This is a genomic window from Hydrogenophaga sp. UC242_50 (genome assembly GCF_042697355.1).
Lineage (GTDB): Bacteria > Pseudomonadota > Gammaproteobacteria > Burkholderiales > Burkholderiaceae_C > Hydrogenophaga.
On record NZ_CP170553.1, the window covers coordinates 3,771,241 to 3,795,537 of the forward strand.

Annotated in this window: 13 protein-coding genes and 4 pseudogenes; 6 read left to right on the top strand and 11 right to left on the bottom strand. The window is 66.7% G+C overall.

Annotated features, from left to right (window positions below; genetic code table 11):
- Window positions 1-9: 9 nt before the first annotated feature.
- The 3 genes from ACFJGX_RS19150 to ACFJGX_RS19160 form a co-directional block, all read right to left on the bottom strand.
- Window positions 10-1,905 carry a propionate--CoA ligase gene (locus ACFJGX_RS19150; protein ID WP_382326803.1) on the bottom strand — a complete coding sequence of 632 codons (1,896 nt, stop codon included), beginning with the start codon at window positions 1,903-1,905 and terminating at the stop codon, window positions 10-12.
- A 126-nt stretch (window positions 1,906-2,031) separates the two neighbouring features.
- The gene (locus ACFJGX_RS19155; RefSeq protein WP_382325588.1) at window positions 2,032-2,640 is read right to left on the bottom strand and encodes an isochorismatase family protein; all 609 of its coding nucleotides are present in this window, start codon (window positions 2,638-2,640) and stop codon (window positions 2,032-2,034) included.
- A 78-nt stretch (window positions 2,641-2,718) separates the two neighbouring features.
- Window positions 2,719-3,453, bottom strand: a complete 735-nt coding sequence (locus tag ACFJGX_RS19160; RefSeq protein ID WP_382326805.1) for a TetR/AcrR family transcriptional regulator — start codon at window positions 3,451-3,453, stop codon at window positions 2,719-2,721.
- Window positions 3,454-3,589: 136 nt separating this feature from the next.
- On the opposite strand from ACFJGX_RS19160, the pseudogene ACFJGX_RS19165 reads away from it, so the two are divergent.
- A pseudogene (locus ACFJGX_RS19165) lies at window positions 3,590-5,249 on the top strand (4-hydroxyphenylacetate 3-hydroxylase family protein).
- 82 nt (window positions 5,250-5,331) lie between these two features.
- Window positions 5,332-5,886 carry a C40 family peptidase gene (locus tag ACFJGX_RS19170; RefSeq protein ID WP_382158445.1) on the top strand — a complete coding sequence of 185 codons (555 nt, stop codon included), beginning with the start codon at window positions 5,332-5,334 and terminating at the stop codon, window positions 5,884-5,886.
- Window positions 5,887-5,928: 42 nt separating this feature from the next.
- Here ACFJGX_RS19170 and ACFJGX_RS19175 read toward each other — a convergent pair whose 3' ends face one another.
- Window positions 5,929-6,915, bottom strand: a complete 987-nt coding sequence (locus tag ACFJGX_RS19175; protein WP_382324413.1) for a Bug family tripartite tricarboxylate transporter substrate binding protein — start codon at window positions 6,913-6,915, stop codon at window positions 5,929-5,931.
- Complete coding sequence (locus ACFJGX_RS19180; protein WP_382324411.1) at window positions 6,912-7,847, bottom strand: LysR family transcriptional regulator; 936 nt, start codon at window positions 7,845-7,847, stop codon at window positions 6,912-6,914. Before ACFJGX_RS19180 ends, ACFJGX_RS19175 begins: the two co-directional genes overlap by 4 nt.
- 98 nt (window positions 7,848-7,945) lie before the next feature.
- Between ACFJGX_RS19180 and ACFJGX_RS19185 the strand changes: the two are divergent.
- A pseudogene (locus ACFJGX_RS19185) lies at window positions 7,946-9,299 on the top strand (hypothetical protein).
- Window positions 9,300-9,369: 70 nt separating this feature from the next.
- Here ACFJGX_RS19185 and lpdA read toward each other — a convergent pair.
- Genes lpdA through aceE form a run of 3 tightly spaced genes read right to left on the bottom strand, consistent with a single transcriptional unit; the run spans window position 9,370 to window position 15,621 of the window.
- On the bottom strand, window positions 9,370-11,211 hold the full coding sequence (lpdA, locus tag ACFJGX_RS19190) for a dihydrolipoyl dehydrogenase (protein WP_382324409.1): 1,842 nt from the start codon (window positions 11,209-11,211) through the stop codon (window positions 9,370-9,372).
- Window positions 11,212-11,223: 12 nt separating this feature from the next.
- Window positions 11,224-12,894, bottom strand: coding sequence for a dihydrolipoyllysine-residue acetyltransferase (aceF, locus tag ACFJGX_RS19195; RefSeq protein WP_382326807.1), 1,671 nt, complete (start codon window positions 12,892-12,894; stop codon window positions 11,224-11,226).
- A gap of 15 nt (window positions 12,895-12,909) precedes the next feature.
- Complete coding sequence (gene aceE / locus ACFJGX_RS19200; protein ID WP_382324405.1) at window positions 12,910-15,621, bottom strand: pyruvate dehydrogenase (acetyl-transferring), homodimeric type; 2,712 nt, start codon at window positions 15,619-15,621, stop codon at window positions 12,910-12,912.
- 216 nt (window positions 15,622-15,837) lie between these two features.
- Between aceE and ACFJGX_RS19205 the strand changes: the two are divergent.
- From ACFJGX_RS19205 to folD, 3 genes and pseudogenes are all read left to right on the top strand, one after another.
- Window positions 15,838-18,394: pseudogene (locus tag ACFJGX_RS19205) on the top strand (PAS domain S-box protein).
- On the top strand, window positions 18,391-19,017 hold the full coding sequence (locus ACFJGX_RS19210) for a response regulator transcription factor (protein WP_291119523.1): 627 nt from the start codon (window positions 18,391-18,393) through the stop codon (window positions 19,015-19,017). Before ACFJGX_RS19205 ends, ACFJGX_RS19210 begins: the two are co-directional and overlap by 4 nt.
- Before the next feature lie 87 nt (window positions 19,018-19,104).
- A pseudogene (gene folD / locus ACFJGX_RS19215) lies at window positions 19,105-19,957 on the top strand (bifunctional methylenetetrahydrofolate dehydrogenase/methenyltetrahydrofolate cyclohydrolase FolD).
- Between the two features lie 4 nt (window positions 19,958-19,961).
- Here folD and ACFJGX_RS19220 read toward each other — a convergent pair.
- The 3 genes from ACFJGX_RS19220 to carB form a co-directional block, all read right to left on the bottom strand.
- The gene (locus ACFJGX_RS19220) at window positions 19,962-20,399 is read right to left on the bottom strand and encodes a DUF4149 domain-containing protein (protein WP_382324403.1); all 438 of its coding nucleotides are present in this window, start codon (window positions 20,397-20,399) and stop codon (window positions 19,962-19,964) included.
- 6 nt (window positions 20,400-20,405) lie between these two features.
- Window positions 20,406-20,924, bottom strand: a complete 519-nt coding sequence (gene greA / locus ACFJGX_RS19225; RefSeq protein ID WP_382326809.1) for a transcription elongation factor GreA — start codon at window positions 20,922-20,924, stop codon at window positions 20,406-20,408.
- 107 nt (window positions 20,925-21,031) lie between these two features.
- Complete coding sequence (carB, locus tag ACFJGX_RS19230; protein ID WP_291121637.1) at window positions 21,032-24,289, bottom strand: carbamoyl-phosphate synthase large subunit; 3,258 nt, start codon at window positions 24,287-24,289, stop codon at window positions 21,032-21,034.
- Window positions 24,290-24,297 lie beyond the last annotated feature (8 nt).

The following is a 24,297-nucleotide window of genomic DNA, read 5'->3' on the forward strand; positions in this document are numbered from 1 at the left end:
CCCTGCGTTTCAGGCCAGCAGATCCTTGATCTGCTGCAGCGCGGCGGGATCGTCCATGGTCGTGAGGTCGCCCGGATCGCGCCCTTCGCAGACCGCCTGGATGGCCCGGCGCAGCAGCTTGCCGCTGCGCGTCTTGGGCAGCACGGTCACGAAACGCACCCGGGCCGGGCGGGCCACGGCACCGAGCTGCTCGTCCACCCGCTTCATGATCTCGCCCTCCAGCTTGAGCTTCGAGGCCTCGTCACCGAGCGCCGAGGTGTCCTTGGCGACCACGAAGGCCATCGCCACCTGCCCCTTGAGCTGGTCGGCCACGCCCACCACCGCCACCTCCGCCACGTTGGCGTGGCTGGAGATGCTCTCCTCGATCTCCCGCGTGCCCAGCCGGTGGCCCGCCACGTTGATCACGTCGTCGGTGCGGCCCAGGATGTAGAAGTACCCGTCCTGGTCGCGGATGCCCCAGTCGAAGGTGCTGTAGACCAGCTTGCCCGGGATGCTCTTCCAGTAGGTGTTGACGAAGCGCGCGTCGTCCTTCCACACAGTCTGCATGAAGCCGGGCGGCGTCGGCCCCTCGATCACCACCACGCCCTTCTCATCGGCACCGGTGAGCTCTTCACCGGTGGACTCGTGCAGGAGCTTGACGCTGTAGCCGTACATCGGCACCCCCGGGCTGCCGAACTTGCTGGGCTTCTTCTCGACCCCGTTGGCGATGGTGAGAATGGGCCAGCCGCTCTCGGTCTGCCAGTAGTTGTCGATGATGGGCACGCCCAGACCGTCGCTGATCCAGCGCGCCGTGGGCTCGTCCAGCGGTTCGCCGGCGAGGAACAGCGCCTTGAGGCTGGAGAGGTCGTACTGCTTCAGGTAGGCCGGGTCCTGCTTCTTGAGCACGCGCACCGCGGTGGGCGCGCTGAACATCACCGTCACCTTGTACTTCTCGACCAGCCGCCACCAGATGCCGCCATCGGGCCGGATCGGCAGGCCTTCGTACAGGATGGTCGCCATGCCGGCGATCAGCGGACCGTAGACGATGTAGCTGTGGCCCACCACCCAGCCAATGTCGCTGGTGGAGAAATAGGTCTCACCGGGTTCGCCCATGAAGATGTGCTTCATGCTCGCCGCCAGCGCCACCAGGTAGCCCCCGGTATCGCGCTGCACGCCCTTGGGCTTGCCGGTGGTGCCGCTGGTGTAGATCGTGTAGCTGATGGCGGTCGACTCCATCCATTCGCAGGACACCTGCGCGTTCAGGTGCTGCTCGCGCAGAGCGGTGTAGTCGTGGTCGCGCCCGGGCACCAGGGACATCGGCGCCAGGCCCCGATTGACCAGGACCACCGACGCCGGCTTGTGGCTGGACAGGCGAAGGGCTTCGTCCAGCAGCGGCTTGTACTCGACCACCTTGCCACCGCGCGACCCTGCATCGGCGCTCACGATGGCCACGGGGGATGCATCGTCAATGCGGTTCGCCAGCGAATGGCTCGCGAAACCGCCGAACACTACCGAGTGAATGGCGCCGATGCGCGCGCAGGCCAGCATGGCGAAGGTGGCTTCGGGAATCATGGGCATGTAGATCAACACCCGATCGCCCTTCTTCACGCCCTGCCCCAGCAGCACCGCCGCCATGCGCTGCACCTCGGCGTGCAATTCGCGAAAGCTGTAGGTGCGCTCGGTGTCGGTCTCGGTCGACACGTAGATCAGCGCGTTCTGATCGGCGCGATCCCGAAGGTGGCGGTCCACCGCGTTGTGGCACAGGTTGGTCAGCCCGCCCTCGAACCAGTGCGCGAACGGCGGGTGGTCGTGGTTGCAGACCCGGTCGAAGGGCTTGTGCCAGTCCACCAGCGCGGCCTGTTCGGTCCAGAAGGCATCGCGGTCCTCGATGGAGCGGCGGTAGAACTCGGCGTAGCCCTGACTCATATGAATGTCTCCTGCAGCTGATGGACCTAAAGTCGCGCACTAAAGTGAATTCATAATTATGCTGAGCCCGCTTGCGCGAGGCTGACACGGCGCAAGGCCGCCGCCCTGCGCCGCTGCACGCTTCTCTTATTTGATCAAGGCCTGGATCTCGCGGAACGCGGGGTGCTCGGCCGTGCGCAGCCACTCGAAGGCCACCATCTCCGTGGTCACCAGCTCGGCGCCCGCGCCGGCCAGGCGGTCGAAGGCGGCGTCTCGGTTGCGCTCGGTGCGCGAGCTGCAGGCATCCGTCACCACCCAGACGTCGAACTCCTGCTCGATCAGCTCCAGCGCGGTCTGCAGCAGGCACACATGGGCCTCGCAGCCCGCCACGACGACAGTCTGGCGCTCCGAGGCTGGTGCCGCCGCCGGCTTCTGCAGGTGCTTGGGCAGGCTGCGCGCATTGCCGGACGCCTGCTGACGCGCGGGAGGGCGCAACCAGTCGGCCAGGCCATCGGAGACGGCGCCGAAGTGCATCTTGGACAGGGTCTTCTGGCACAGCTCGCGCAGCTCGGGCGGGTTGGGTCCCAGTTTTTCGGGGTTCTGCTCGGTGCCCCAGGTGGGCACCCGCAGGGCCTGGGCCATGCGCGCCAGGCGCAGGGCATTGGCCAGCACTTGAGGGCCTTCGAAGATGGCGGGCATCAGGCGGGCCTGGTAGTCCACCAGCACCAGTTGGGAATCGGAGGCGTCCAGCAGCATCGGTTTGTCTTTCACGTCTAAGGCTTCGGGGAGAAGCGGGGATTTTCGCAGGGCCGGTCGGGGTGGCCGCGAATGCCCTCAACCCCCGAACAGATCGGCCTGCCCCGGTTCACCAGCTGAAGCGCCATCGCCCGGGCTCAACCGGGCCACGAGCTGGTCCACATAGGCCTGGAACAGCGCATCAGGGGACTGCCCGAACATGCGGATGCGGCCGGTGTGCTGCAACAGCAGCAAACCCACCCCATGGGCGAAGAGCGCGGTGTTCTCGCGCAGCGCGGCTTCGGGCGAGAGCCCCATGGCCTGCAAGGCCTGTTCGCAAGGATGCAGGGCGTCGTGCAGGCGGCTGTTGAGCTGCTGGTTCAGTTCGCTGGTCAGGCCCCGTGGGGCCAGCCCCTGCACCAGGTAGAAGCCCAGATCCAGATCGCGAGGGTTGCGGGCGTAGAAGCCGAACCAGGCCTGCGCCTTGGCCGCGAGCACCGCCTGGGGTTGGGGTTTGGGCGGCTTGGCGGCAGCCACCTCCTGGTTCAGCCGCTCCAGCGATTCGGCCAGCAACGCGGCGTAGATCGCCTCCTTGCTCTCGAAGTAGCTGTAGATCGCCCCTGGTGTGTACGCCGCCCGCTTGGCGATTTCCCGGATGCTGGCGCCTTCCACGCCCTTTTCGGCGAAGACACTGCGCGCCGCTTCCAACACCAGGGCGCGGCGGGAATCCGACTGCGCCGCCTGGCGCAGCTGCCGTTGGCGTTGTTGTTCTCGCGCGGCCTCTGCCTCGGCCTCCGAGGGCACGGGGATCAGTTCATGCAAATGGACGTCCATGCGCGCAGTTTATCGCCCTGACGAACATGGATCGCTGAAATTAAACATTTGCACAAATTATTGAACATTGTTTAAATCAATGCTCGAGAGGCAAAAAATACGTCGACCGTCAATCTATCCACGAGGCATCCATCCCATGAACAACTCACTGGCTCACCCACCCACGCTCATGAGCGGCGAGGATTTCCGCGAATCCCTGCGCGAGCGCAAGCCGCGCGTGTTCGTGGACGGGCGCGCGGTGGACAGCGTGGCCGATGAACCGGGTTTGCAACCCGGGATCAACGCCATTGCCCTCACCTATGACTTGGCCCTCCAAGCCCGGTACGCGCCGCTGATGACGGCGGTCCAGCAGACCAGCGGCCGCCGGGTGAACCGCCTCAGCCACATCAACACCAGCAGCGGCGACCTGCTCAACAAGCTGGAAGCCGTGCGCCTGGTGTGCCAGGAGACCGGTTGCGCCCAGCGCTACCTCACCCACGACGCGCTCAACGCCATCGGCCAGGTCTCGGCCCGCATCGACGATGCCCGTGGGACCACCGAGCACACCCAGCGCTTCCTGAACTACCTGCACCGCGTGCAGGATCAGGACCTGACCCTGGGCGTGCGCATGACCGATGCCAAGGGCGACCGCAGCCGCCGTCCGCATGAGCAGGCCAACGTGGACAGCTACGTGCACGTGGTGGAGAGAAACGCACGCGGCATCGTCATCAGCGGCACCAAGGCCATCGTCACCGGCGCGCCCTATGTGCACGAGCTGCTGGTGATGCCGTGCCGCCACATGGGCCGCGAGGACGCCGACTTCGCCGTCTGCTGCGCCGTGCCCATCGACGCACCGGGCCTGACCATCGTCGCCCGACCCGCCGGCCGGCCCGGCGAAAAGGTCGAACATGGCGAGGCCCTGTTCAGCCGCAAGTACGGGCAGAGCACCGGCGTCTGCATCTTCGACCGGGTGTTCGTGCCCTGGGACAGCGTGTTCTACGCCGGCGAGTGGGAGCACTCCAGCCACCTCACCTACAGCTACGCCACCCACCACCGCCACACCTGCATCGGCGCGCGCGCCGGCTTTGGCGATCTGCTCATCGGCGCCGGGGCGCTCATGTGCGAAGCCAACGGCTTCGACCCGGGCCGGGAAACCCACCTGCGCGAACAAATGGTGGAACTGATCACCATCACCGAGGGCTTCTACGCCTGCGGTGTGGCGGCCAGCGTCTATGGCAAGGCCGACCCGCACAGCCAGACCTTCATGCCCGACCCCGTGTTCTCCAACATCGGCAAGCTGCTGCTGCGCAACGCAGATCTACGACATGCACCGCATCGCCCACTACGTGAGCGGCGGCCTGATCGTCACCCTGCCCGGCCCGGACGAAGACCACAACCCCGAAACCGGCGCGAAACTCTCGGACGTGCTGCGCGCCAACCCCGACGTGCCTTACGAGCAGCGGATCCAGACGGCGCGTTTCCTGGAAGACCTGACCGCCGGCTACCAGGGCGGCTGGTACAGCGTGATCAGCCTGCACGGCGGTGGTTCACCGGCCGCCATGAAGCAGGAAATCTGGCGCAACTACCCGGTGGGCAACAAGGTCGAGCTGGTCGAACGCCTGCTGGAACGCGGCGTGGCGGCCGACGGCAGCGCTGCCGCATCGCCTCACGACCCGGCACGCGCCATCACGAAAAACCGCCAACCCGGCAAGTGCTGCGACACCGGCTGCACCGCGCCCGGCCAGCCCGTGATGGTGAATCTTCCGTCGGTCACCAGCAGCCTTCCGTCGCGAGCCGCCCCGCTGGCCAGGAAGTGAATACGAAAGTGGTTGTAAATCAAGGGGTTGGCGCTCGATTCTCGCTTGACTTCCAGCAGCAGCGCCGATACCCTCACGCCCTATGTCGCGTTGGCTCCCCATTCTTCTGCTGTGCGGTTCGGCCGTGGCCCACGCCGCGCCGGGCACCACCAACGGCTATGAAGACATGGACTCGCTGCTCAACGACAAGGGCCTGATGGCCCGCATCGGCCAACAAGTGCAGCATGCCCGCGAGACGGTGAGCGACCAGGCCTCCAGCCTCGTGATCAACGCCATGGCCTTCCTCGACGTGCCGTACCGCTACGGCGGCAACAGCGCCGAAACGGGCTTCGATTGCAGCGGCTTCGTGCGCGCGGTGTACGAACAATCGCTGGGCAAGATCCTGCCCCGCCGTTCCGACGAACAGGCCGCGGCCACACAGACCATCGACCGCAGCGAACTCAAGCCGGGCGACCTGGTGTTCTTCAACACCATGCGCCGGGCCTTCAGCCACGTCGGCATCTATGTGGGCGACGGCAAGTTCATCCACTCCCCGCGCAGCGGTGCCCAGGTGCGCATGGAAGACATGCGCATGGCCTACTGGAACAAGCGCTTCAATGGCGCGCGCCGCGTGCCGGTGGCCGACAAGGCTCCCTGAGCCATCCTGGCCATCACGGCCACCGCGTCGCCGCCCCGACGCTCACTCCATCTTGATGTTCGCGCCCTTGAGCTGGCGATTGCTGCGCCATTCCTCGGCAATGCGGCGCGCGAAGGAAGGCCGGTCGCCGAGCGCGGGCAGGTTGTCCGACGCCAGCAGCCGCTCGCGAATGGGGGGCGTCTGCACCGCCGCGTTGATTTCCGCATTCAGCCGGTCCAGCACCTGCGGCGGCGTCCCACCCGGCGCGAACAGGCCGAACAGCGAAGTGACATTGGCCTGGGGCAACCCCAGCTCGGCAAACGTGGGCACCTGCGGCAAGACCCCCAGGCGCTGCGGCGCGCCCACGGCCAGGGGCTTGAAACGACCGGCCTCGATGTGGGCCAGCTGCGCCGGAGCCACGTTGGTCGACAGCAACTCGAACTGCCCGCCCAGCGCGTCGGTGAGCTGCTGGCCACCGCCCTTGTACGGAATGTGCGTGACCACCACGCTGCTGCCCAGCTGCACCTGTTCCAGCACCAGATGGCCGGCGGTGGCCAGGCCGGAGGTGGCCCAGCGCAGCGCGCCTGGATGGGCTTTGGCTTGCGCGAGCAAGTCCGCAAAGCCCCGGCCGGTGAAGGTCGGCGTGCCCACCAGCAGCACGGGCGTGTACATCACGCTGGCCACCGGCTCGATGTCTCGAAACGGGTCGTAGCCCACCGCACCGAGGTGCGGGCGCAGGGTCAAGGGGCTGACCGCCGAGAAGGCCAGCGTGTGTCCGTCGGCCGGCGCGCGCGCCAGCGCCTGCAGCCCCACGCTGCCGCCCCCACCACCCCGGTTTTCCACCCGCACCGCCACGCCGAGTTGCCACGACAGGCGCTCGGCCAGCGCACGCGCGACGCCATCGCTGAGCCCGCCCGGTGGGTACACGACGATGATGCGCAAGGGCTGAGAAGGCCACGCGGGCTGCGCATGGCTGGCCCGTGGACCGACGACGCCCGCCAGCGCCAGCAGCGCCGGGATCGCTTGCCGACGCGACAGCCCTTCTCTCATGCCACGGTGCGCCCCCGTCGCGCGCGCGCCTGGGCCTTGCGCGCCGTGTCCCGGGCGATCTTGAGGAAATGCGAGGCCGGGCCGGAGGCTTCGGCCGAGCGGTACACCAGGGTCAACGGCGCATCCAGCGGCGTGCCTTCGCGCAAGGGCAGATAGACCACCGCGTGGGGATGCAGCCCGCTCATGGAGGTCGGCACGACCGCGATGCCCGCGCCCGCGGCCACCAGGTTCAGGCTGGTCACCATGCGCTCGACCTCGGCGGCGATGCGCGGACGAAAACCATGGGCTTCGCACAGCGCCAGCAGGTTGGCGTACAGCCCCGGGGCACCGGGTTGCCGCACCAGGATGAAGCCCTCCTCGCGCAGGTCCGCCAACGCCAGCGCGCCCGACCGGCGTCGCGCCAAGGCGTGGTCGCCGGGCAGCGCCACCAGCACCGGCTCGCGCAGCAGCACCTCGAAGGTCAGGCTCTCGGGCTGCGACACCGGCACGCGGATCAGGCCGCAATGCAGCCGCCCCGCCTCCACCGCCTCGGTGATGCCGGCCGCGTGGTCTTCGCGGATCGACAGTGCGATGCCGGGCCAGGCCCGCCGGCAGGCGCGCAAGGCCTCGGGGGTGAAAGCATGCGCGGCGGCGGAGCTGGTGAAGCCGACATGGAGCACACCGAGTTCGCCGCGCGCCACGCGCGCCATGCGCTGCTCCATGGCCGCCATGTCGTCCACCAGCTGGCGCGCTTCCCGCTCGAACAGGCGCCCGGCGTCCGACAACGCCACGCCCTTGGGATGGCGGTGGAACAAGGCAACGCCCAGCTCCTTTTCCAGTGCCTTGATCTGCAGGCTCAGTGGCGGCTGCTGGATGCCCAGGCGCTCGGCCGCGCGGGTCATGTGGCCGGCCTCGGCGACGGCCAGGAAGTAGCGCAGGTGCCTGATTTCCATATCTGAAAGGTATTGAAATTCGGGTTTCAGTATATTTGACATGGGGTGGCGGCGCACCTATCGTCCGCGTGGATTCGAACAACCACAGGAGACCTTTCATGCCCCTTCGCCCCATCGCGCTGCTGGCGCTGGCGGCCCTCGCCGGCCACAGCGGCGGCGCCATCGCCCAGGTGCCCACCGACCCTCAGCCCCGCGCCTGCCCCGCCGAAGTGCCGGCCGGTGCCACCTGCCACACCGGCGAGGACGGGCTGGGCGGCTTCTACTGGATCGCCCTGCCCGCCGGGTGGAAACCTGAGACCGGCGTGCTCGTGGTGCATGCCCATGGCGGCCCCGCCGACACCGGCCCGGCCACGCTGGCGCGCGGCGAGGAAGACCTCAAACGCTGGGCCGTGACCGTCAAGGCCGGCCACGCCTGGGCGGGCGCCACCTACCGCCGGGGCGGCTTTGGCGTGAGCATGGCGGCCGAGGACACCGAGCGCGTGCGCCGCGTCTTCGTGAAGCATTTCGGCCCGCCCCGCCGCACCATCCTGCACGGGCAAAGCTACGGCGGCTCGGTCGCCGCCAAGGGCGCCGAGCTGTACGCCATGGTGGACGGCCCCAACGGACCCGTCAAAGGCCCTTACGACGGCATGCTGCTCACCAGCGGCATGCTGGGCGGCGGCACCCGCGCTTACGACTTCCGGATCGACTTGCGCGTGGTCTACCAGTACGTGTGCAAGAACCACCCGAAGGCAGACGAGCCCCAGTACGCGCTGTGGCAGGGCCTGCCCATGGACGCCAAGCTCACGCGCGCCGAACTGGCCAACCGCGTGGACGAATGCACCGGCGTGCGCAAGCCCGCCGCGCAACGCACCGAACAGCAGAAGACCAACCTCGCCAACATCGTCAACGTCATCAAGATCCCCGAGCGCTCGCTGATCGCCCACCTCAACTGGGCGACCTGGCTGTTCCGCGATCTGACGCAGCTGCGCCTGGGCAACCGCAACCCGTTCAACAACGCCAACGTGCGGTACACCGGCTCCACGGACGACGCGGCCCTGAACGCGGGCGTGCTGCGCTACACCGCCGACCCGGCGGCCGTGGCCGAGCTGGCGAAGGACAGCGACCCCGAAGGCCGGATCAACATGCCCGTGCTCTCGCTGCACGCCGTCAACGACCCGACCGCGTTCGTCGAACTCTCTTCCGCCTACCGCGAGACACTGGATCGCGCGGGCAAGGGCAACCTGCTGGTGCAGACCTTCAGCGACGAGTCCGAGCACAGCTACCTGAGCGATCCGCAGTACCCCGCGCTGTTCACCGCGCTGCTCAACTGGATCGACAAGAACGAGAAGCCCACGCCCCAGACGGTGCGCAGCACTCTGCAAGGGCTACGAGGCCGCGTATGGCGACACCTGCAAGCTGCTGCCCGACTACCGGAGCGCGCCGCTGGCCAGCCGCGTCCCGGCTCGCTGAACGCGGCCCATGAAAAAAGCCGCCGACCCGTGAGGGCTGGCGGCTTCTTCTTTGGCCGGCGTCCCGGCGCTTACTTGCGCTGCGGCGGCACGTCCGTGCAGGAGCCGTGGGCGATCTCGGCCGCCATGCCGATGCTCTCACCCAGCGTGGGGTGGGGGTGGATGGTCTTGCCGATGTCCACCGCGTCCGCGCCCATCTCGATGGCGAGGGCGATCTCGCCGATCATGTCGCCTGCATGCGTGCCCACCATGCCGCCGCCCAGGATCTTGCCGTGGCCATGGGCCTCGGGCGAGTCGTCGAACAACAGCTTGGTCACGCCTTCGTCGCGGCCATTGGCGATGGCGCGGCCCGAGGCCGTCCAGGGGAACAGGCCCTTCTTGACCTTGATGCCCTGCGCCTTGGCCTGGTCCTCGGTCAGGCCCACCCAGGCCACCTCGGGGTCGGTGTAGGCCACGCTCGGAATGACGCGCGCGTTGAACGCCGCGCTGGCCAGTTCCTTGTTGCCCTGCAGTTCACCCGCGATCACCTCGGCCGCCACGTGCGCCTCATGCACCGCCTTGTGCGCCAGCATGGGCTGGCCCACGATGTCGCCAATGGCGAAGATGTTGGGCACGTTGGTGCGCATCTGGATGTCGACGTTGATGAAGCCGCGATCCGTCACCGCCACACCGGCCTTCTCGGCGCCAATCTTCTTGCCGTTGGGCGTGCGGCCCACGGCCTGCAGCACCAGGTCGTAGGTCTGCGGCGCGGGCGCCGTGCCACCCGGCTCAGCGCTCTCGAACGTCACCTCGATGCCGGCCGGCGTGGCCTTGGCCGACACCGTCTTGGTCTTGAGCATGATGTTGTCGAAGCGCGGCGCATTCATCTTCTGCCAGATCTTCACCAGGTCGCGGTCGGCGCCCTGCATCAGGCCGTCGAGCATCTCCACCACGTCCAGGCGAGCGCCCAGGGTGCTGTAGACCGTGCCCATTTCCAGGCCGATGATGCCGCCGCCCAGGATCAGCATGCGCTTGGGCACTTCCTTGAGCGCGAGCGCACCGGTGCTGTCCACCACGCGCGGATCGTCCGGCATGAAGGGCAGGCGCACGGCCTGCGAACCGGCGGCGATGATGGCCTTCTTGAAGCCGATCACCTGCTTCTTGCCCGTCTTCTCCTGGCCGGTGGCCCCCGTGGTCTCTTCCACTTCCAGGTGGTTGGCGCCCACGAAGGAACCGACACCGCGAACGGTCGTGACCTTGCGCATCTTGGCCATGGCGGCCAGGCCACCGGTGAGCTTGCCGATCACCTTTTCCTTGTGGCCGCGCAGCTTCTCGATGTTGACCACCGGGCGGCCGAACTCCACGCCCAGCGCCGCCATGTGGCTGACCTCGTCCATCACCGCCGCCACGTGCAGCAGCGCCTTGGAAGGAATGCAGCCCACGTTCAGGCACACGCCACCCAGGGTGGCGTAGCGCTCGACGATGACGACCTTCAGGCCCAGGTCGGCCGCGCGGAAGGCCGCGCTGTAGCCGCCAGGACCACCGCCGAGCACGACCACGTCGCACTCGAGATCGGCGCTGCCGCCGAAGCTGGCGGCGGTCGGCGCAGCCACCGGGGCCGCAGCCGGCGCCGCGGCGGGTGCCGCTTGTGGCGCGGGTGCCGGTGCGCTGGCGGCGGACGCGGCGGCGGCCTCACCCGCGGCTTCCAGCGTCAGCACCACGCTGCCCTGCTTGACCTTGTCGCCCAGCTTGACCTTGAGCTCCTTGACCACGCCCGCCTGGGAAGACGGAATCTCCATCGAGGCCTTGTCGGACTCGACCGTGATCAGGCTTTGTTCGGCCTTGACCGTGTCGCCGGGCTTGACCAGCAACTCGATCACCGCCACTTCGTCGAAGTCGCCGATGTCGGGGACTTGAATATCGATGAGTGCCATCTGCGTGGTCCTTTACAGCAACACGCGACGGAAGTCGCTGAGGATCTGGCCGAGGTACACGTTGAAGCGGGCGGCGGCGGCGCCGTCGATCACGCGGTGGTCCCAGGTCAGCGAGAGCGGCAGCATCAGGCGCGGCTGGAAGGCCTTGCCGTCCCACACCGGCTCCATGGTGCTCTTGCACACGCCGAGGACTGCCACTTCGGGCGCGTTGATGATGGGCGTGAAATAACGCCCGCCAATGCCACCCAGGCTGGAGATGGTGAAGGTCGCCCCGCTCATCTCGGCCGGGCTCAGCTTGCCCTCGCGCGCCTTCTTGGCGAGTTCGCCCATTTCCTGGCTGATCTGCAGCACGCCCTTCTTGTCGGCGTCCTTGATCACCGGGACCATCAGGCCGTTGGGCGTGTCGGCCGCGAAGCCGATGTGCCAGAACTGCTTGTAGATCAGGGCATCGCCGTCGATCGAGCTGTTGAACTCGGGGAATTTCTTGAGCGCGGCCACGCAGGCCTTGATCAGGAAGGCGAGCATGGTGACTTTCACGCCGCTCTTCTCGTTTTCCTTGTTGGTGGACACGCGGAAGGCTTCGAGGTCGGTGATGTCGGCGTCGTCGTGGTTGGTGACCGCCGGGATCATGACCGCGTTGCGCAGCAGGTTGGCACCACTGATCTTCTTGATGCGGCCCATCTCCTTGCGCTCGATCGGGCCGAACTTGGCGAAGTCGACCTTGGGCCAGGGGATCAGGCCCAGGCCCGCGCCGTCGCCACCACCGCCGGCCGGGGCCTTGGCCGCCTGCGCCTTGGTCTGCATGGCGCCGGCCATCACGGCCTTGGTGAAGCCTTGCACGTCGTCCAGCACGATGCGGCCCTCGGGACCGCTGCCCTTGACCTCTTCCAGCGGCACACCGAGTTCACGGGCGAACTTGCGCACCGAGGGCGAGGCGTGGGGCAGGCCCAGCGGGGCCGTGGCGGTGGGGTTGTGGGCCGGTGCGGCGGCGGCGGGCGCCGATGCCGTGGCGGCCTGGGGTGCTGCCGCTGCGGCAGCAGGTGCCGCGGGCGCGGCCGTCGGTGCGGCGGCGGGCGCCGGCGCTGCGGCGGCAGCGGCGCCTTCCAGAATCGCCAGCAGGTCACCGATGTTCACGGTGTCGCCGATCTTGACCTTGAGCTCCTTGAGCACGCCAGCGGCCGAGGACGGGATTTCCATCGAGGCCTTGTCGGACTCGACCGTGATCAGGCTCTGCTCCACCGAGATCTTGTCGCCGGGCTTGACCAGCACCTCGATCACCGCGACGTCCTTGAAGTCGCCGATGTCGGGCACACGCACCTCCACCGGGCCGGCGGCCGCAGCGGGCGCCGCCGCAGGCGCGGCAGCCGGTGCCGCAGGGGCCGAGGCCGGTGCAGCGGCTGCCGCCGGTGCGGCCGCCGCCGGGGCCGAAGCGGCTGCGGCCTCTCCCGCCGCCTCCAGCACCAGCACCACCGAACCCTGCTTGACCTTGTCGCCCAGCGCGACCTTGAGTTCCTTGACCACGCCGGCCGTGCTGGAAGGGATCTCCATCGAGGCCTTGTCGGACTCGACCGTGATCAGCGACTGCTCGGCCTTGACCGTGTCACCCACCTTTACCAGCAGTTCGATGACCGCCACTTCATCAAAATCCCCGATGTCCGGGACCTTCACATCAATCAGTGCCATGTTCTTGTCTCCGGATTACGCGTACAGCGGGTTCACTTTGTCGGCGTTGATGCCGTACTTCTTGATCGCCTCGGCCACCTTGGCCACCGGCAGCTTGCCCTCTTCGCTCAAGGCTTTGAGCGCGGCGACCACGATGTAGTGGCGGTTGATCTCGAAGTGCTCGCGCAGCTTGCTGCGGAAATCGCTGCGGCCGAAACCGTCCGTGCCCAGCACCTTGTACGTGCGCTCCTTGGGAATGAAGGGGCGGATCTGCTCCGCGTAGTTCTTCATGTAGTCGGTGGACGCGATCACCGGGCCGGTGGTGGCGCTCAGCTGCTGCGCCACGAAGGGCACGCGCGGCGTTTCGGCCGGGTGCAGCAGGTTCCAGCGGTCGGCGTCCTGGCCGTCGCGGGCCAGTTCGTTGAAGCTCGGGCAGCTCCACACACCAGCGCTCACGCCCCAGTCCTTCTCCAGCAGTTCCTGCGCGGCGATGCTTTCGCGCAGGATGGTGCCGCTGCCCAGCAGTTGCACGCTGGGCGCGTCCTTCTTGAGGGCCGGCGCCTGCTTGCAGTAGTACATGCCCTTGATGATCTGCTCCTCCGTGCCGGGCTGCAGGCCGGGCATGGGGTAGTTCTCGTTGAGCAGCGTCAGGTAGTAGAAGACGTTGTCCTGCTTCTCCACCATGCGCTTCAAGCCGTGGTGCAGGATCACCGCCACTTCGTGCGCGAAGGTCGGGTCGTAGCTGATGCAGTTCGGGATCGTGCCGGCCAGGATGTGGCTGTGGCCGTCTTCGTGCTGCAGGCCTTCGCCGTTGAGCGTGGTGCGGCCCGAGGTGCCGCCCAGCAGGAAGCCGCGCGCCTGCATGTCGCCCGCCGCCCAGGCGAGGTCGCCGATGCGCTGGAAGCCGAACATGGAGTAGTACACGTAGAACGGCACCATGATGCGGTTGCTCGTGCTGTAGCTCGTGGCCGCCGCGATCCAGCTGCTCATGCCGCCGGCTTCGTTGATGCCTTCCTGCAGGATCTGGCCGGCCTTGTCTTCCTTGTAGTACATCACCTGGTCCTTGTCGACCGGGGTGTACTGCTGACCGTGCGGGTTGTAGATGCCGACCTGGCGGAACAGGCCTTCCATGCCGAAGGTGCGGGCTTCATCCACCAGGATGGGCACGACGCGCGGGCCCAGGGCCTGGTCGCGCAGCAGCTGGGTGAGGAAACGCACATAGGCCTGCGTGGTCGAGATCTCGCGGCCTTCGGCCGTCGGGTCGAGCACGGCCTTGAAGGTGTCGAGCGAAGGCACGGTGAAGCTTTCGTCGGCCTTCACGCGGCGCTTGGGCAGGTAGCCGCCCAGGGCCTGGCGGCGCTCGTGCAGGTACTTCATTTCCGGCGTGTCTTCGGCCGGCTTGTAGAACGGGATCTTGGAGAGTTCGCTGTCCGGGATCGGCAGGTTGAAGCGGTCGCGGAAGATCTTGATGTCCTCGTCCGTGAGCTTCTTGGTCTGGTGGACCGTGTTCTTGCCCTCGCCCGCCTTGCCCATGCCAAAACCCTTGACGGTCTTGATCAGCAGCACGGTGGGCTGGCCCTTGTGGTTGACCGCCTTGTGATAAGCCGCATAGACCTTCTGGGGGTCGTGGCCGCCACGCTTGAGGTTCCAGATGTCGTTGTCGCTCAGGTGGGCGACCATCTCCAGCGTCTTGGGATCGCGGCCGAAGAAGTGCTTGCGCACATAGGCGCCGTCGTTGGCCTTGAACGACTGGTAGTCGCCGTCGACCGTGTCCATCATGATCTTGCGCAGCGCGCCGTCCTTGTCGCGCGCCAGCAGCGAGTCCCACTCGCTGCCCCACAGCAGCTTGATCACGTTCCAGCCGGAGCCGCGGAACTCGCCTTCGAGTTCCTGGATGATCTTGCCGTTGCCGCGCACCGGGCCGTCCAGGCGCTGCAGGTTGCAGTTCACCACGAAGATCAGGTTGTCCAGGTTTTCACGGGCGGCCAGGCTGATGGCGCCAAGCGACTCGACTTCGTCCATCTCGCCGTCGCCGCAGAACACCCAGACCTTCCGGTTCTCGGTGTTGGCGATGCCACGGGCATGCAGGTACTTCAGGAAACGCGCCTGGTAGATCGCCATCAGCGGGCCCAGGCCCATGGACACCGTGGGGAACTGCCAGAACTCGGGCATGAGCTTGGGGTGCGGGTAGCTGGAGAGCCCCTTGCCGTTGACTTCCTGGCGGAAGTTGAGCAACTGCTCTTCGGTCAGGCGGCCTTCCAGGTAGGCGCGGGCGTACACACCGGGGGACACGTGGCCCTGGATGTAGAGGCAATCGCCGCCGTGGTTCTCGCTCTCGGCATGCCAGAAGTGGTTGAAGCCGGCGCCGAACATGTGGGCCAGCGAGGCGAACGAACCAATGTGACCGCCCAGGTCGCCCCCGTCCTCGGGGTTGTGGCGGTTGGCCTTGACCACCATGGCCATGGCGTTCCAGCGCATGTAGGCGCGCAGGCGTTCTTCGATCTCGATGTTGCCCGGGCAGCGCTCTTCCTGGTTGGGCTCGATGGTGTTGACGTAACCGGTGGTGGCCGAGAACGGCAGGTCGATGCTGTGCTGGCGGGCTTCTTCCAGCAGCTGTTCGAGCAGGAAGTGCGCGCGCTCGGGGCCCTCACGCTCGATGACGGCGGCCAGCGCCTCCATCCACTCACGGGTTTCCTGGGAATCCGCATCGGCGGCACCACGGGCATTGAGAGCGTCATTCGCTGACATTGTTGTCTCCTGTTGGTTTGAATCGAGCTTACGGAGGTCCATCCGCACTGTCACTGATTTTTCCACAAAAGCTTTTCATTTTCAACATATGCTTTATGTTTTTATATTGTGAAAATTTAAACGGTTGACGAGACGGGCCTTGGGCGCGACAAAACACGCGTTTCTCCAGCCCCTCCGAAGGGCGTGGAGCACCCACTCACGTAGACTCTCGGGTTCATGATTCCCCTGCCCCAAACCACGCCACCCAACAGCCCGCCTGCCCAGGCCGTCTGGTGGAAGCGCTGGTGGCGCCGCCTGCCGCCGTCCCGCCAGGATCGCTTCGCCACCCTCGGCCCCTTGCTGGCCGTGCTCCTGTTCCTCTCGGCCATCGTGGTCGCCATCACCTACCTGCGTTACGAGGAACTCGAACGCGAACAGGAGGCCGTCACGCGCGACGTGGAGTACGCCCAGCAGCGCCTGCGCCTGCGCCTGCTCGAACGGCAGGAGCAGCTCATGCGACTGGCCCGTGAAGTAGGCAACAAGGAGATCGAGAGCGAGGAGTTCGAGTTCCAGGTCGAATCCCTGGTGAGCCAGTTCCCCGAGATGCTGGCCATCAGCTGGATCGATGGCCGTCGCAACGTGCTGCGCGACCTACGCCTCGCCCAGCGCGCCTGCGGCGCTGGTGCGCCCCGTGGGCACGGTGCTCTCGGCCGGCGAAACCGACGGCTCCTTCGACCTGGCCCGGGACCTGCGCCAACCCATCTACTCGCGCCCGCTGGGCGAGGACGCGCGCAATTCCACGCTGATGCTGCACGTGCCGCTGAGCGAGCAAGGCCGCTTCTCCGGCACCATCATGGGCGAGTACTCGGTCGACGGGCTGATGCGTTTCGGCATCCCGCCGGAAATCATGGCCCGCTATGCCGTGGCCTTGGTGGACGACCGCGGCCGCGTGCTGGCCGGCAGCCTGCAGACACCCACCAGCGTGCTGCGCCTGCTGCCGTGGTCCAACCCGCCGCTGGAGCACGAGGTGCCCGTCTCGCCGGTGGGCAACGGCCTGATCCTGAAAGCCCAGGGCTACCGCACCTCGCAGGACATCGTGGGCAGTGGTTTCTTCTGGGTCATCGGCGCACTCTCCGCGCTCACGGTCTGGATGCTGCTCGGCACCTGGCGCCACACCCGCCGCCGCGTGCAGGCGCAGCAGGCGCTGGTGGCCGAGACCAACTTCCGCCGCGCGATGGAAAACTCCATGCTCACCGGCATGCGCGCCCTCGATATGCAGGGGCGCATCACCTACGTCAACCCGGCCTTCTGCTCGATGACCGGCTGGACCGAAGGCGAGCTTGTCGGCCGCACCGCGCCCTTCCCCTACTGGCCGGAAGAGGAACATGATCAACTCGCCGCGCGCCTGGAAGACGAGCTGCGTGGCCGCTCCACGCCCGGTGGCTTCGAGGTGCATGTGAAGCGCCGCGACGGCAGCATCTTCGACGCGCGCATGTACGTCTCGCCCCTGATCGACCCCAAGGGTCACCAGACCGGCTGGATGACGTCCATGACCGACATCACCGAGCCCAAGCGCATCCGGGAGGAGCTTTCGGCCTCCTACGAACGCTTCACCACGGTGCTGGAGTCTTTGGACTCCGCGGTCTCGGTCGCGCCCCTGGGCAGCGACGAGATGCTGTTCGCCAACAAGATGTACCGCCTGTGGTTCGGTACCCGCGGCCAGGGGCACCGCCACCTGGTTGATCTGGCCGGCAACCAGCCCTCCCCCAGCCCCGACGACGGGGATGCCGTGGACGCCTTCGCCGGCATGCCCACCGAAACGCTGACCGACGCTGGCGCGGAGAACGCGGAAGTGTTCGTGGAAGAACTGGACCGCTGGCTGGAGGTGCGCACGCGTTACCTCACTTGGGTCGACGGCCGGCTCGCCCAGATGGTGATCGCCAGCGACATCACGCCCCGCCGCTACGCGGAAGAACAAGCCTCTCGCCAGGCCGAGCGCGCGCAGACCGCGAGCCGCTTGATCACCATGGGAGAGATGGCATCGAGCGTGGCGCACGAACTCAACCAGCCGCTGACCGCGATCACCAACTATTGCAACGGCATGATCTCGCGCGTGACCGAGCAGCGCATCACCACCGACGAGTTGCTGGGCGCGCTGGAGAAGACCTCGCGCCAGGCCCAGCGCGCGGGGCAGATCATCCAGCGCATCCGGGCCTTCGTGAAGCGCAGCGAACCCGATCCCACGCTGTCCGACGTGGCACAGATGGTGAGCAACGCGATCGAACTCGCCGACATCGAGTTGCGCCGGCATCAGGTGCGCCTCTCACCCTACGTGGCCGCGCGCTTGCCGAATCTCATGGTCGATCCCATCCTGATTGAGCAGGTGTTGATCAATCTCCTCAAGAACGCGGGCGAAGCCATCGCCCAAGCGGGGCGCGCACCGGGCGAACGCTATGTGGAGCTGCGCGTCGGGCCACGCCGCCTGGACGACGTGGACGTGGTGGAGTTCTCGGTGCGCGACTCGGGCAATGGCGTGCCCGACGAAATGATCGAGCGCATCTACGAAGCCTTCTACAGCACCAAGAGCGAAGGCATGGGCATCGGCCTCAAACTGTGCCGCAGCATCGTCGAATCGCACCACGGCCGGATGCAGGTTCAGAACATCTACAATGGTGAAGAGGTGGTGGGCTGCTGCTTCAGCTTCTGGATCCCCGTGATCTCTCGGCTGCAGAATCTCAGCGCCGCGGCCGGGCCCGCCACAGAGCCGCTGACGGACACTGAAAGAGCGAGATGAGTTTGATCCCCAAAAAAGGCAGCGTCTACGTGGTCGATGACGACGAGGCGGTGCGCGACTCTCTGCAATGGCTGCTCGAAGGCAAGGACTTCCGGGTCCGATGTTTCGAATCGGCCGAAGCCTTTCTGAGCCGCTACGACGCACGCGAAGTGGCCTGCCTGATCGCCGACATCCGCATGGGCGGCATGACCGGCATGGAACTGCAGGAACGCCTGATCGAGCGCCAGTCGCCCCTGCCCATCGTCTTCATCACCGGCCACGGCGATGTGCCCATGGCGGTGGAATCGATGAAGCGCGGCGCGCTCGACTTCATCCAGAAACCCTTCAAGGAAGACCAGCTCGTGGCCCTGGTCGAGCGCATGCTCGAACACGCGCGCGAAGCCTTCGCCACCCACCAGCAGGCGGTCAGCCGCGATGCCCTGCTCTCCAAGCTCACCAGCCGCGAGGCGCAGGTGCTCGAACGCATCGTCGCCGGCCGGCTGAACAAGCAGATCGCCGACGACCTGGGCATCAGCATCAAGACGGTGGAGGCGCACCGCGCCAACATCATGGAAAAGCTCGGCGCCAACACCGTGGCCGACCTGCTCAAGATCGCGCTGGGGCAGACCCCGGCCAAGGCCTGAACCCCTTCATCAGCCACACCCATTCCCCCTAACGCCCGCCGCTCTCCCGGCGGGCGTTTGCATTTCAACCGTAGACACTCTCCAGCCATGACCGCCCAACTCATCGACGGCAATGCCCTCTCCCGCCAACTGCGCGCCGACGTCAGCGCCCGCGTCACCGCCCTCAAGGCCAAAGGCATCACGCCGGGCCTGGCCGTGATCCTGGTCGGCGAGAACCCGGCCTCGCAGGTCTATGTGCGCAACAAGGTCAAGGCCTGCGAAGACACCGGCATGCACTCGGTGCTGGAGCGCTGGCCCGCCACCCTCAGCGAAGCGGAGTTGCTGGCGCGGGTCGATGCGCTCAACCACGACGCGACGGTTCACGGCATCCTGGTCCAGCTGCCCCTGCCCGCCCACATCGACGCCCAGAAGGTGATTGAAGCGATCTCTCCGGCCAAGGACGTGGACGGCTTCCACATCGCCAGCGCGGGCGCTCTGATGACCGGCATGCCCGGCTTCTGGCCCTGCACGCCCTATGGCTGCATGAAGATGCTGGAGAGCATCAGCTGCGAGCTCAAGGGCAAGCACGCGGTGGTGATCGGGCGCAGCAACATCGTGGGCAAACCGATGGCCCTGATGCTGCTGCAACAGAACGCCACCGTGACCATCTGCCACAGCGGCACCAAGGACCTGAAAGCCCTGACCCTGCAGGCCGACGTGATCGTGGCGGCCGTGGGCAAGCGCAATGTGCTCACGGCCGACATGGTCAAACCCGGCGCCGTCGTGCTCGACGTGGGCATGAACCGCAACGACGAAGGCAAGCTCTGCGGTGACGTGGATTTCGACGGCGTGAAGGAAGTGGCGCAGCTGGATCACGCCCGTGCCCGGCGGGGTGGGCCCCATGACCATCACCATGCTGATGGTCAATACGCTGGAGTCGGCCGAGCGTCTGGCGGCCTGAGGCCTCAGCGAGCCGGTGCCGTGCTCAAGCGCCAGAGCACGGCACCGGCACACAGCCACTGGCCCAGCACCATGGCGGTGCCCACGCCATGCCACAGGCGCAGGTTGCCGCCGCTGGCGCGCGCGGTGACGATGTTCTGCGCCACACCGAATTCCTGCAGCAGCGCCAGCAACATGCCCAACACCACGATGCCCAGCGTGGTCATGGTGGCACCATTGGGCGGGCCACCCTGCTCATTGCCGCGCCGCAACATCACCAGCAGCGCCAGGCCCAGCAACAGGCCTGCGTAACACTGCAGGGAAAAGAGCTTGGCGGCGACCGGCCCCGCCACGGCGGGATTGCCCAATTGGGCGAACAGCGTCGGCACCGCGAGAAAACTCAGCGCCGTGATGCCACCCCACCACAGCGCGGCGATGAAGATGGAAACACGGTGCAGTGGCATGGCCTATCAGGCGTAACGCACCGCGACGATTTCGAAGCGCTTGGTGCCACCCGGCGCCTGCACTTCGGCCACATCGCCCTCTTCCTTGCCGATCAGCGCGCGCGCGATCGGGCTGCTGATGTTCACCAGGCCCAGCTTGAGATCGGCCTCGTCCTCGCCCACGATCTGGTAGGTCACGGCCGCGCCGCTGTCTTCGTCTTCCAGCTCCACCGTGGCGCCGAACACCACACGGCCGCCCGCATCGAGTGCGGCCGGGTCGATGATCTGCGCGGCCGAGAGCTTGCCTTCGATTTCGGCGATGCGGCCTTCGATGAAGCCTTGGCGGTCTTTCGCGGCGTCGTACTCGGCGTTCTCGCTCAGGTCCCCCTGCGCGCGCGCCTCGGCGATCGCGTTGATCACCCAGGGGCGATCCACGGTTTTCAAGCGCTGCAACTCTTCCTTGAGTTTTTCGGCGCCGCGTTTGGTGATCGGAATGGTGGCGCACTGTGATGTTCTCCTACTGCTTCCGGCTCTGCGCCGGCACAAAAGCAAACCGCCGGGCGTTGCCGCTCGGCGGTGTTCATGAAAGGGCATTATGCCGCGAAAGAAAGCGGTGTCCACACGCATCGGCCGAGCCGATGCGCGGGCCAGCCTCAGAGTTGCGCGTGCATCTCCTGCACCGAGATCACACCCAGCTTGTCCAGGTACTGCATGCCCTCCACCGCGGCTTCAGCGCCAGCGATGGTGGTGAACGTGGTCACGCGCGCCAGCAAGGCCGAGGTGCGGATGGCCCGTGAGTCGGCGATGGCGTTGCGGCGCTCTTCCACGGTGTTGATGACGAGCACGATGTCGCCGTTCTTGATCGCGTCGACGATGTGAGGGCGGCCCTCGGTGACCTTGTTCACCGTCTGCACCGCGACCCCAGCGGCGGCGATGGCCGCCGCCGTGCCGCGCGTGGCGACCAGCGAGAAGCCCATCTCGACGAGCTGGCGCGCGATCTCCACCGCGCGCGGCTTGTCGCTGTTCTTCACGGTCAGGAAGACCTTGCCCGAGGTCGGCAGCTTGGTGCCGGCGCCGAGCTGGCTCTTCACGAAGGCCTCGCCAAAGGTCTTGCCCACGCCCATCACCTCGCCGGTGGACTTCATCTCGGGGCCGAGGATGGTGTCCACACCGGGGAACTTCACGAACGGGAACACCGCTTCCTTGACGCTGAAGTACGGCGGCGTCACTTCGGCGCCGATGCCCTGCTGGTCGAGCGACTGGCCGGCCATGCAACGCGCCGCCACCTTGGCCAGCTGGATGCCCGTGGCCTTGGACACGAAGGGTACGGTGCGCGAGGCACGCGGGTTCACTTCGAGCACGAAGATCACGTCCTTCTTCACGCCGTTCTCTTCCACCTCCTGGATCGCGAACTGCACGTTCATCAGGCCGACCACGTTCAGGCCTTCGGCCATGGCGGCGGTCTGGCGCTTGAGCTCATCGACCGTCGCCTTGCTCAGGTAGTACGGCGGCAGCGAGCAGGCGGAGTCACCGCTGTGCACGCCGGCCTGTTCGATGTGTTCCATGACGCCGCCGATGAAGACGCGGCCGGTGGCATCGCGCACCGCGTCCACGTCGCACTCGATGGCATCGTTCAGGAAGCGGTCCAGCAGCACGGGCGAGTCGTTGCTGACCTTGACGGCCTCGCGCATGTAGCGCTCGAGGTCGCGCTGCTCGTGCACGATCTCCATGGCGCGGCCACCGAGCACATAGCTCGGGCGCACCACCAGCGGGTAGCCCAGGGCAGCCGCCTTCTCCAGCGCCTCCGGTTCGGCGCGGGCGGTGGCGTTGGGCGGCTGGCGCAGGCCCAGGGTGTGCAGCAGCTGCTGGAAGCGCTCGCGGTCTTCGGCCGCGTCGATCATGTCCGGGCTGGTGCCGATGATGGGCACACCTGCGGCCTCCAGGCCCAGCGCGAGCTTGAGCGGCGTCTGGCCACCGTACTGCACGATCACGCCCACCGGCTTCTCCTTGTCCACGATCTCCAGCACGTCTTCCAGCGTGAGGGGTTCGAAGTACAGGCGGTCGCTGGTGTCGTAGTCGGTCGACACGGTCTCGGGGTTGCAGTTGACCATGATGGTCTCGTAGCCGTCCTCGCGCATGGCGAGCGCGGCGTGCACGCAGCAGTAGTCGAACTCGATGCCCTGGCCGATGCGGTTGGGACCACCACCCAGCACCATGATCTTCTTCTTGTTGGTCGGCTCGGCCTCGCACTCACCGTCGCCATGGCCTTCGTAGGTGGAATACAGGTAGGCGGTGTCGGTCGCGAATTCGGCCGCGCAGGTGTCCACGCGCTTGTAGACCGGGCGGATGTTCTCGGCGATGCGGCGCTCGCGCACGGCCTGGTCGTTGGTCTTGAGCAGCTTGGCCAGGCGGCGGTCGGAGAAGCCCTTCTTCTTCAGGCCACGCAGCGTGTCGGCGTCGATCGCGTCGAGGCTGGTCTTTTCCAGCGCGAGTTCGATCTTCACGATCTCTTCGATCTGCACCAGGAACCAGGGATCGATCTTGGTGAACTGGTGCACTTCTTCGAGCGTCCAGCCGGCGGCGAACGCGTCGCCCACGTACCAGATGCGGTCCGGGCCGGGTTCGCCGAGTTCGCGCTCCAGCGTCTCGCGGTCCTGCGTCTTCTCGTTCATGCCGTCCACGCCCACTTCCAGGCCACGCAGGGCTTTCTGGAACGACTCCTGGAAGGTGCGGCCCATGGCCATGACCTCGCCCACGCTCTTCATCTGCGTGGTCAGGCGGCTGTCGGCGGTGGGGAATTTCTCGAACGCGAAACGTGGGATCTTGGTGACCACGTAGTCGATGCTGGGCTCGAAGCTCGCGGGCGTGGCGCCGCCCGTGATCTCGTTGCGCAGTTCGTCCAGCGTGTAGCCGATGGCCAGCTTGGCGGCCACCTTGGCGATCGGGAAGCCGGTGGCCTTGGACGCCAGCGCCGAAGACCGCGAGACGCGCGGGTTCATCTCGATGACGACCATACGGCCGTCCTTCGGGTTGATGGAGAACTGCACATTGGAGCCACCGGTGTCCACGCCGATCTCGCGCAGCACGGCCAGCGAAGCGTTGCGCAGGATCTGGTATTCCTTGTCGGTCAGCGTCTGGGCAGGCGCCACGGTGATCGAATCACCGGTGTGCACACCCATGGGGTCCAGGTTCTCGATCGAGCAGACGATGATGCAGTTGTCCGCCTTGTCGCGCACCACTTCCATCTCGTACTCTTTCCAGCCGAGCAGCGACTCTTCGATCAGCAGCTCGTTGGTGGGCGAGGCTTCCAGGCCGCGCTTGCAGATGGTCTCGAACTCTTCCGGGTTGTAGGCAATGCCGCCGCCCGTGCCGCCCAGCGTGAAGCTGGGGCGGATCACCACCGGGAAGCCGACGGTCTTCTGCACGCCCCAGGCCTCTTCCATGCTGTGCGCGATGCCCGAGCGCGCCGACCCCAGACCGATCTTGGTCATGGCGTCCTTGAACTTCAGGCGGTCTTCGGCCTTGTCGATGGCCTCGGGCGTGGCGCCGATCAGCTCCACGTCGTATTTGGCGAGCACGCCGTTGCGCCAGAGGTCGAGCGCGCAGTTCAGCGCGGTCTGACCGCCCATGGTCGGCAAGATGGCGAAGCCACCCTGGGCCAGCGGGCGTTCCTTGGCGATGATCTTCTCGACCGTCTGCCAGGTGATGGGCTCGATGTAGGTGACGTCGGCCGTGGCCGGGTCGGTCATGATGGTCGCGGGGTTGCTGTTGATCAGCACGACCCGGTAGCCCTCTTCGCGCAGGGCCTTGCAGGCCTGCACGCCAGAGTAGTCGAACTCACAGGCCTGGCCGATGATGATCGGGCCGGCGCCGATGATGAGGACGGTTTGAATGTCGGTTCTTTTGGGCATGGTTCGCT

What these genes read in the sequence shown, in the direction of transcription:
- ACFJGX_RS19150 (WP_382326803.1), bottom strand. Translation starts at nt 1,905, where the DNA reads ATGAGTCAGGGCTACGCCGAGTTCTACCGCCGCTCCATCGAGGACCGC.
- ACFJGX_RS19155 (WP_382325588.1), bottom strand. Translation starts at nt 2,640, where the DNA reads ATGCTGCTGGACGCCTCCGATTCCCAACTGGTGCTGGTGGACTACCAG.
- ACFJGX_RS19160 (WP_382326805.1), bottom strand. Translation starts at nt 3,453, where the DNA reads ATGGACGTCCATTTGCATGAACTGATCCCCGTGCCCTCGGAGGCCGAG.
- ACFJGX_RS19170 (WP_382158445.1), top strand. Translation starts at nt 5,332, where the DNA reads ATGTCGCGTTGGCTCCCCATTCTTCTGCTGTGCGGTTCGGCCGTGGCC.
- ACFJGX_RS19175 (WP_382324413.1), bottom strand. Translation starts at nt 6,915, where the DNA reads ATGAGAGAAGGGCTGTCGCGTCGGCAAGCGATCCCGGCGCTGCTGGCG.
- ACFJGX_RS19180 (WP_382324411.1), bottom strand. Translation starts at nt 7,847, where the DNA reads ATGGAAATCAGGCACCTGCGCTACTTCCTGGCCGTCGCCGAGGCCGGC.
- lpdA (WP_382324409.1), bottom strand. Translation starts at nt 11,211, where the DNA reads ATGGCACTCATCGATATTCAAGTCCCCGACATCGGCGACTTCGACGAA.
- aceF (WP_382326807.1), bottom strand. Translation starts at nt 12,894, where the DNA reads ATGGCACTGATTGATGTGAAGGTCCCGGACATCGGGGATTTTGATGAA.
- aceE (WP_382324405.1), bottom strand. Translation starts at nt 15,621, where the DNA reads ATGTCAGCGAATGACGCTCTCAATGCCCGTGGTGCCGCCGATGCGGAT.
- ACFJGX_RS19210 (WP_291119523.1), top strand. Translation starts at nt 18,391, where the DNA reads ATGAGTTTGATCCCCAAAAAAGGCAGCGTCTACGTGGTCGATGACGAC.
- ACFJGX_RS19220 (WP_382324403.1), bottom strand. Translation starts at nt 20,399, where the DNA reads ATGCCACTGCACCGTGTTTCCATCTTCATCGCCGCGCTGTGGTGGGGT.
- carB (WP_291121637.1), bottom strand. Translation starts at nt 24,289, where the DNA reads ATGCCCAAAAGAACCGACATTCAAACCGTCCTCATCATCGGCGCCGGC.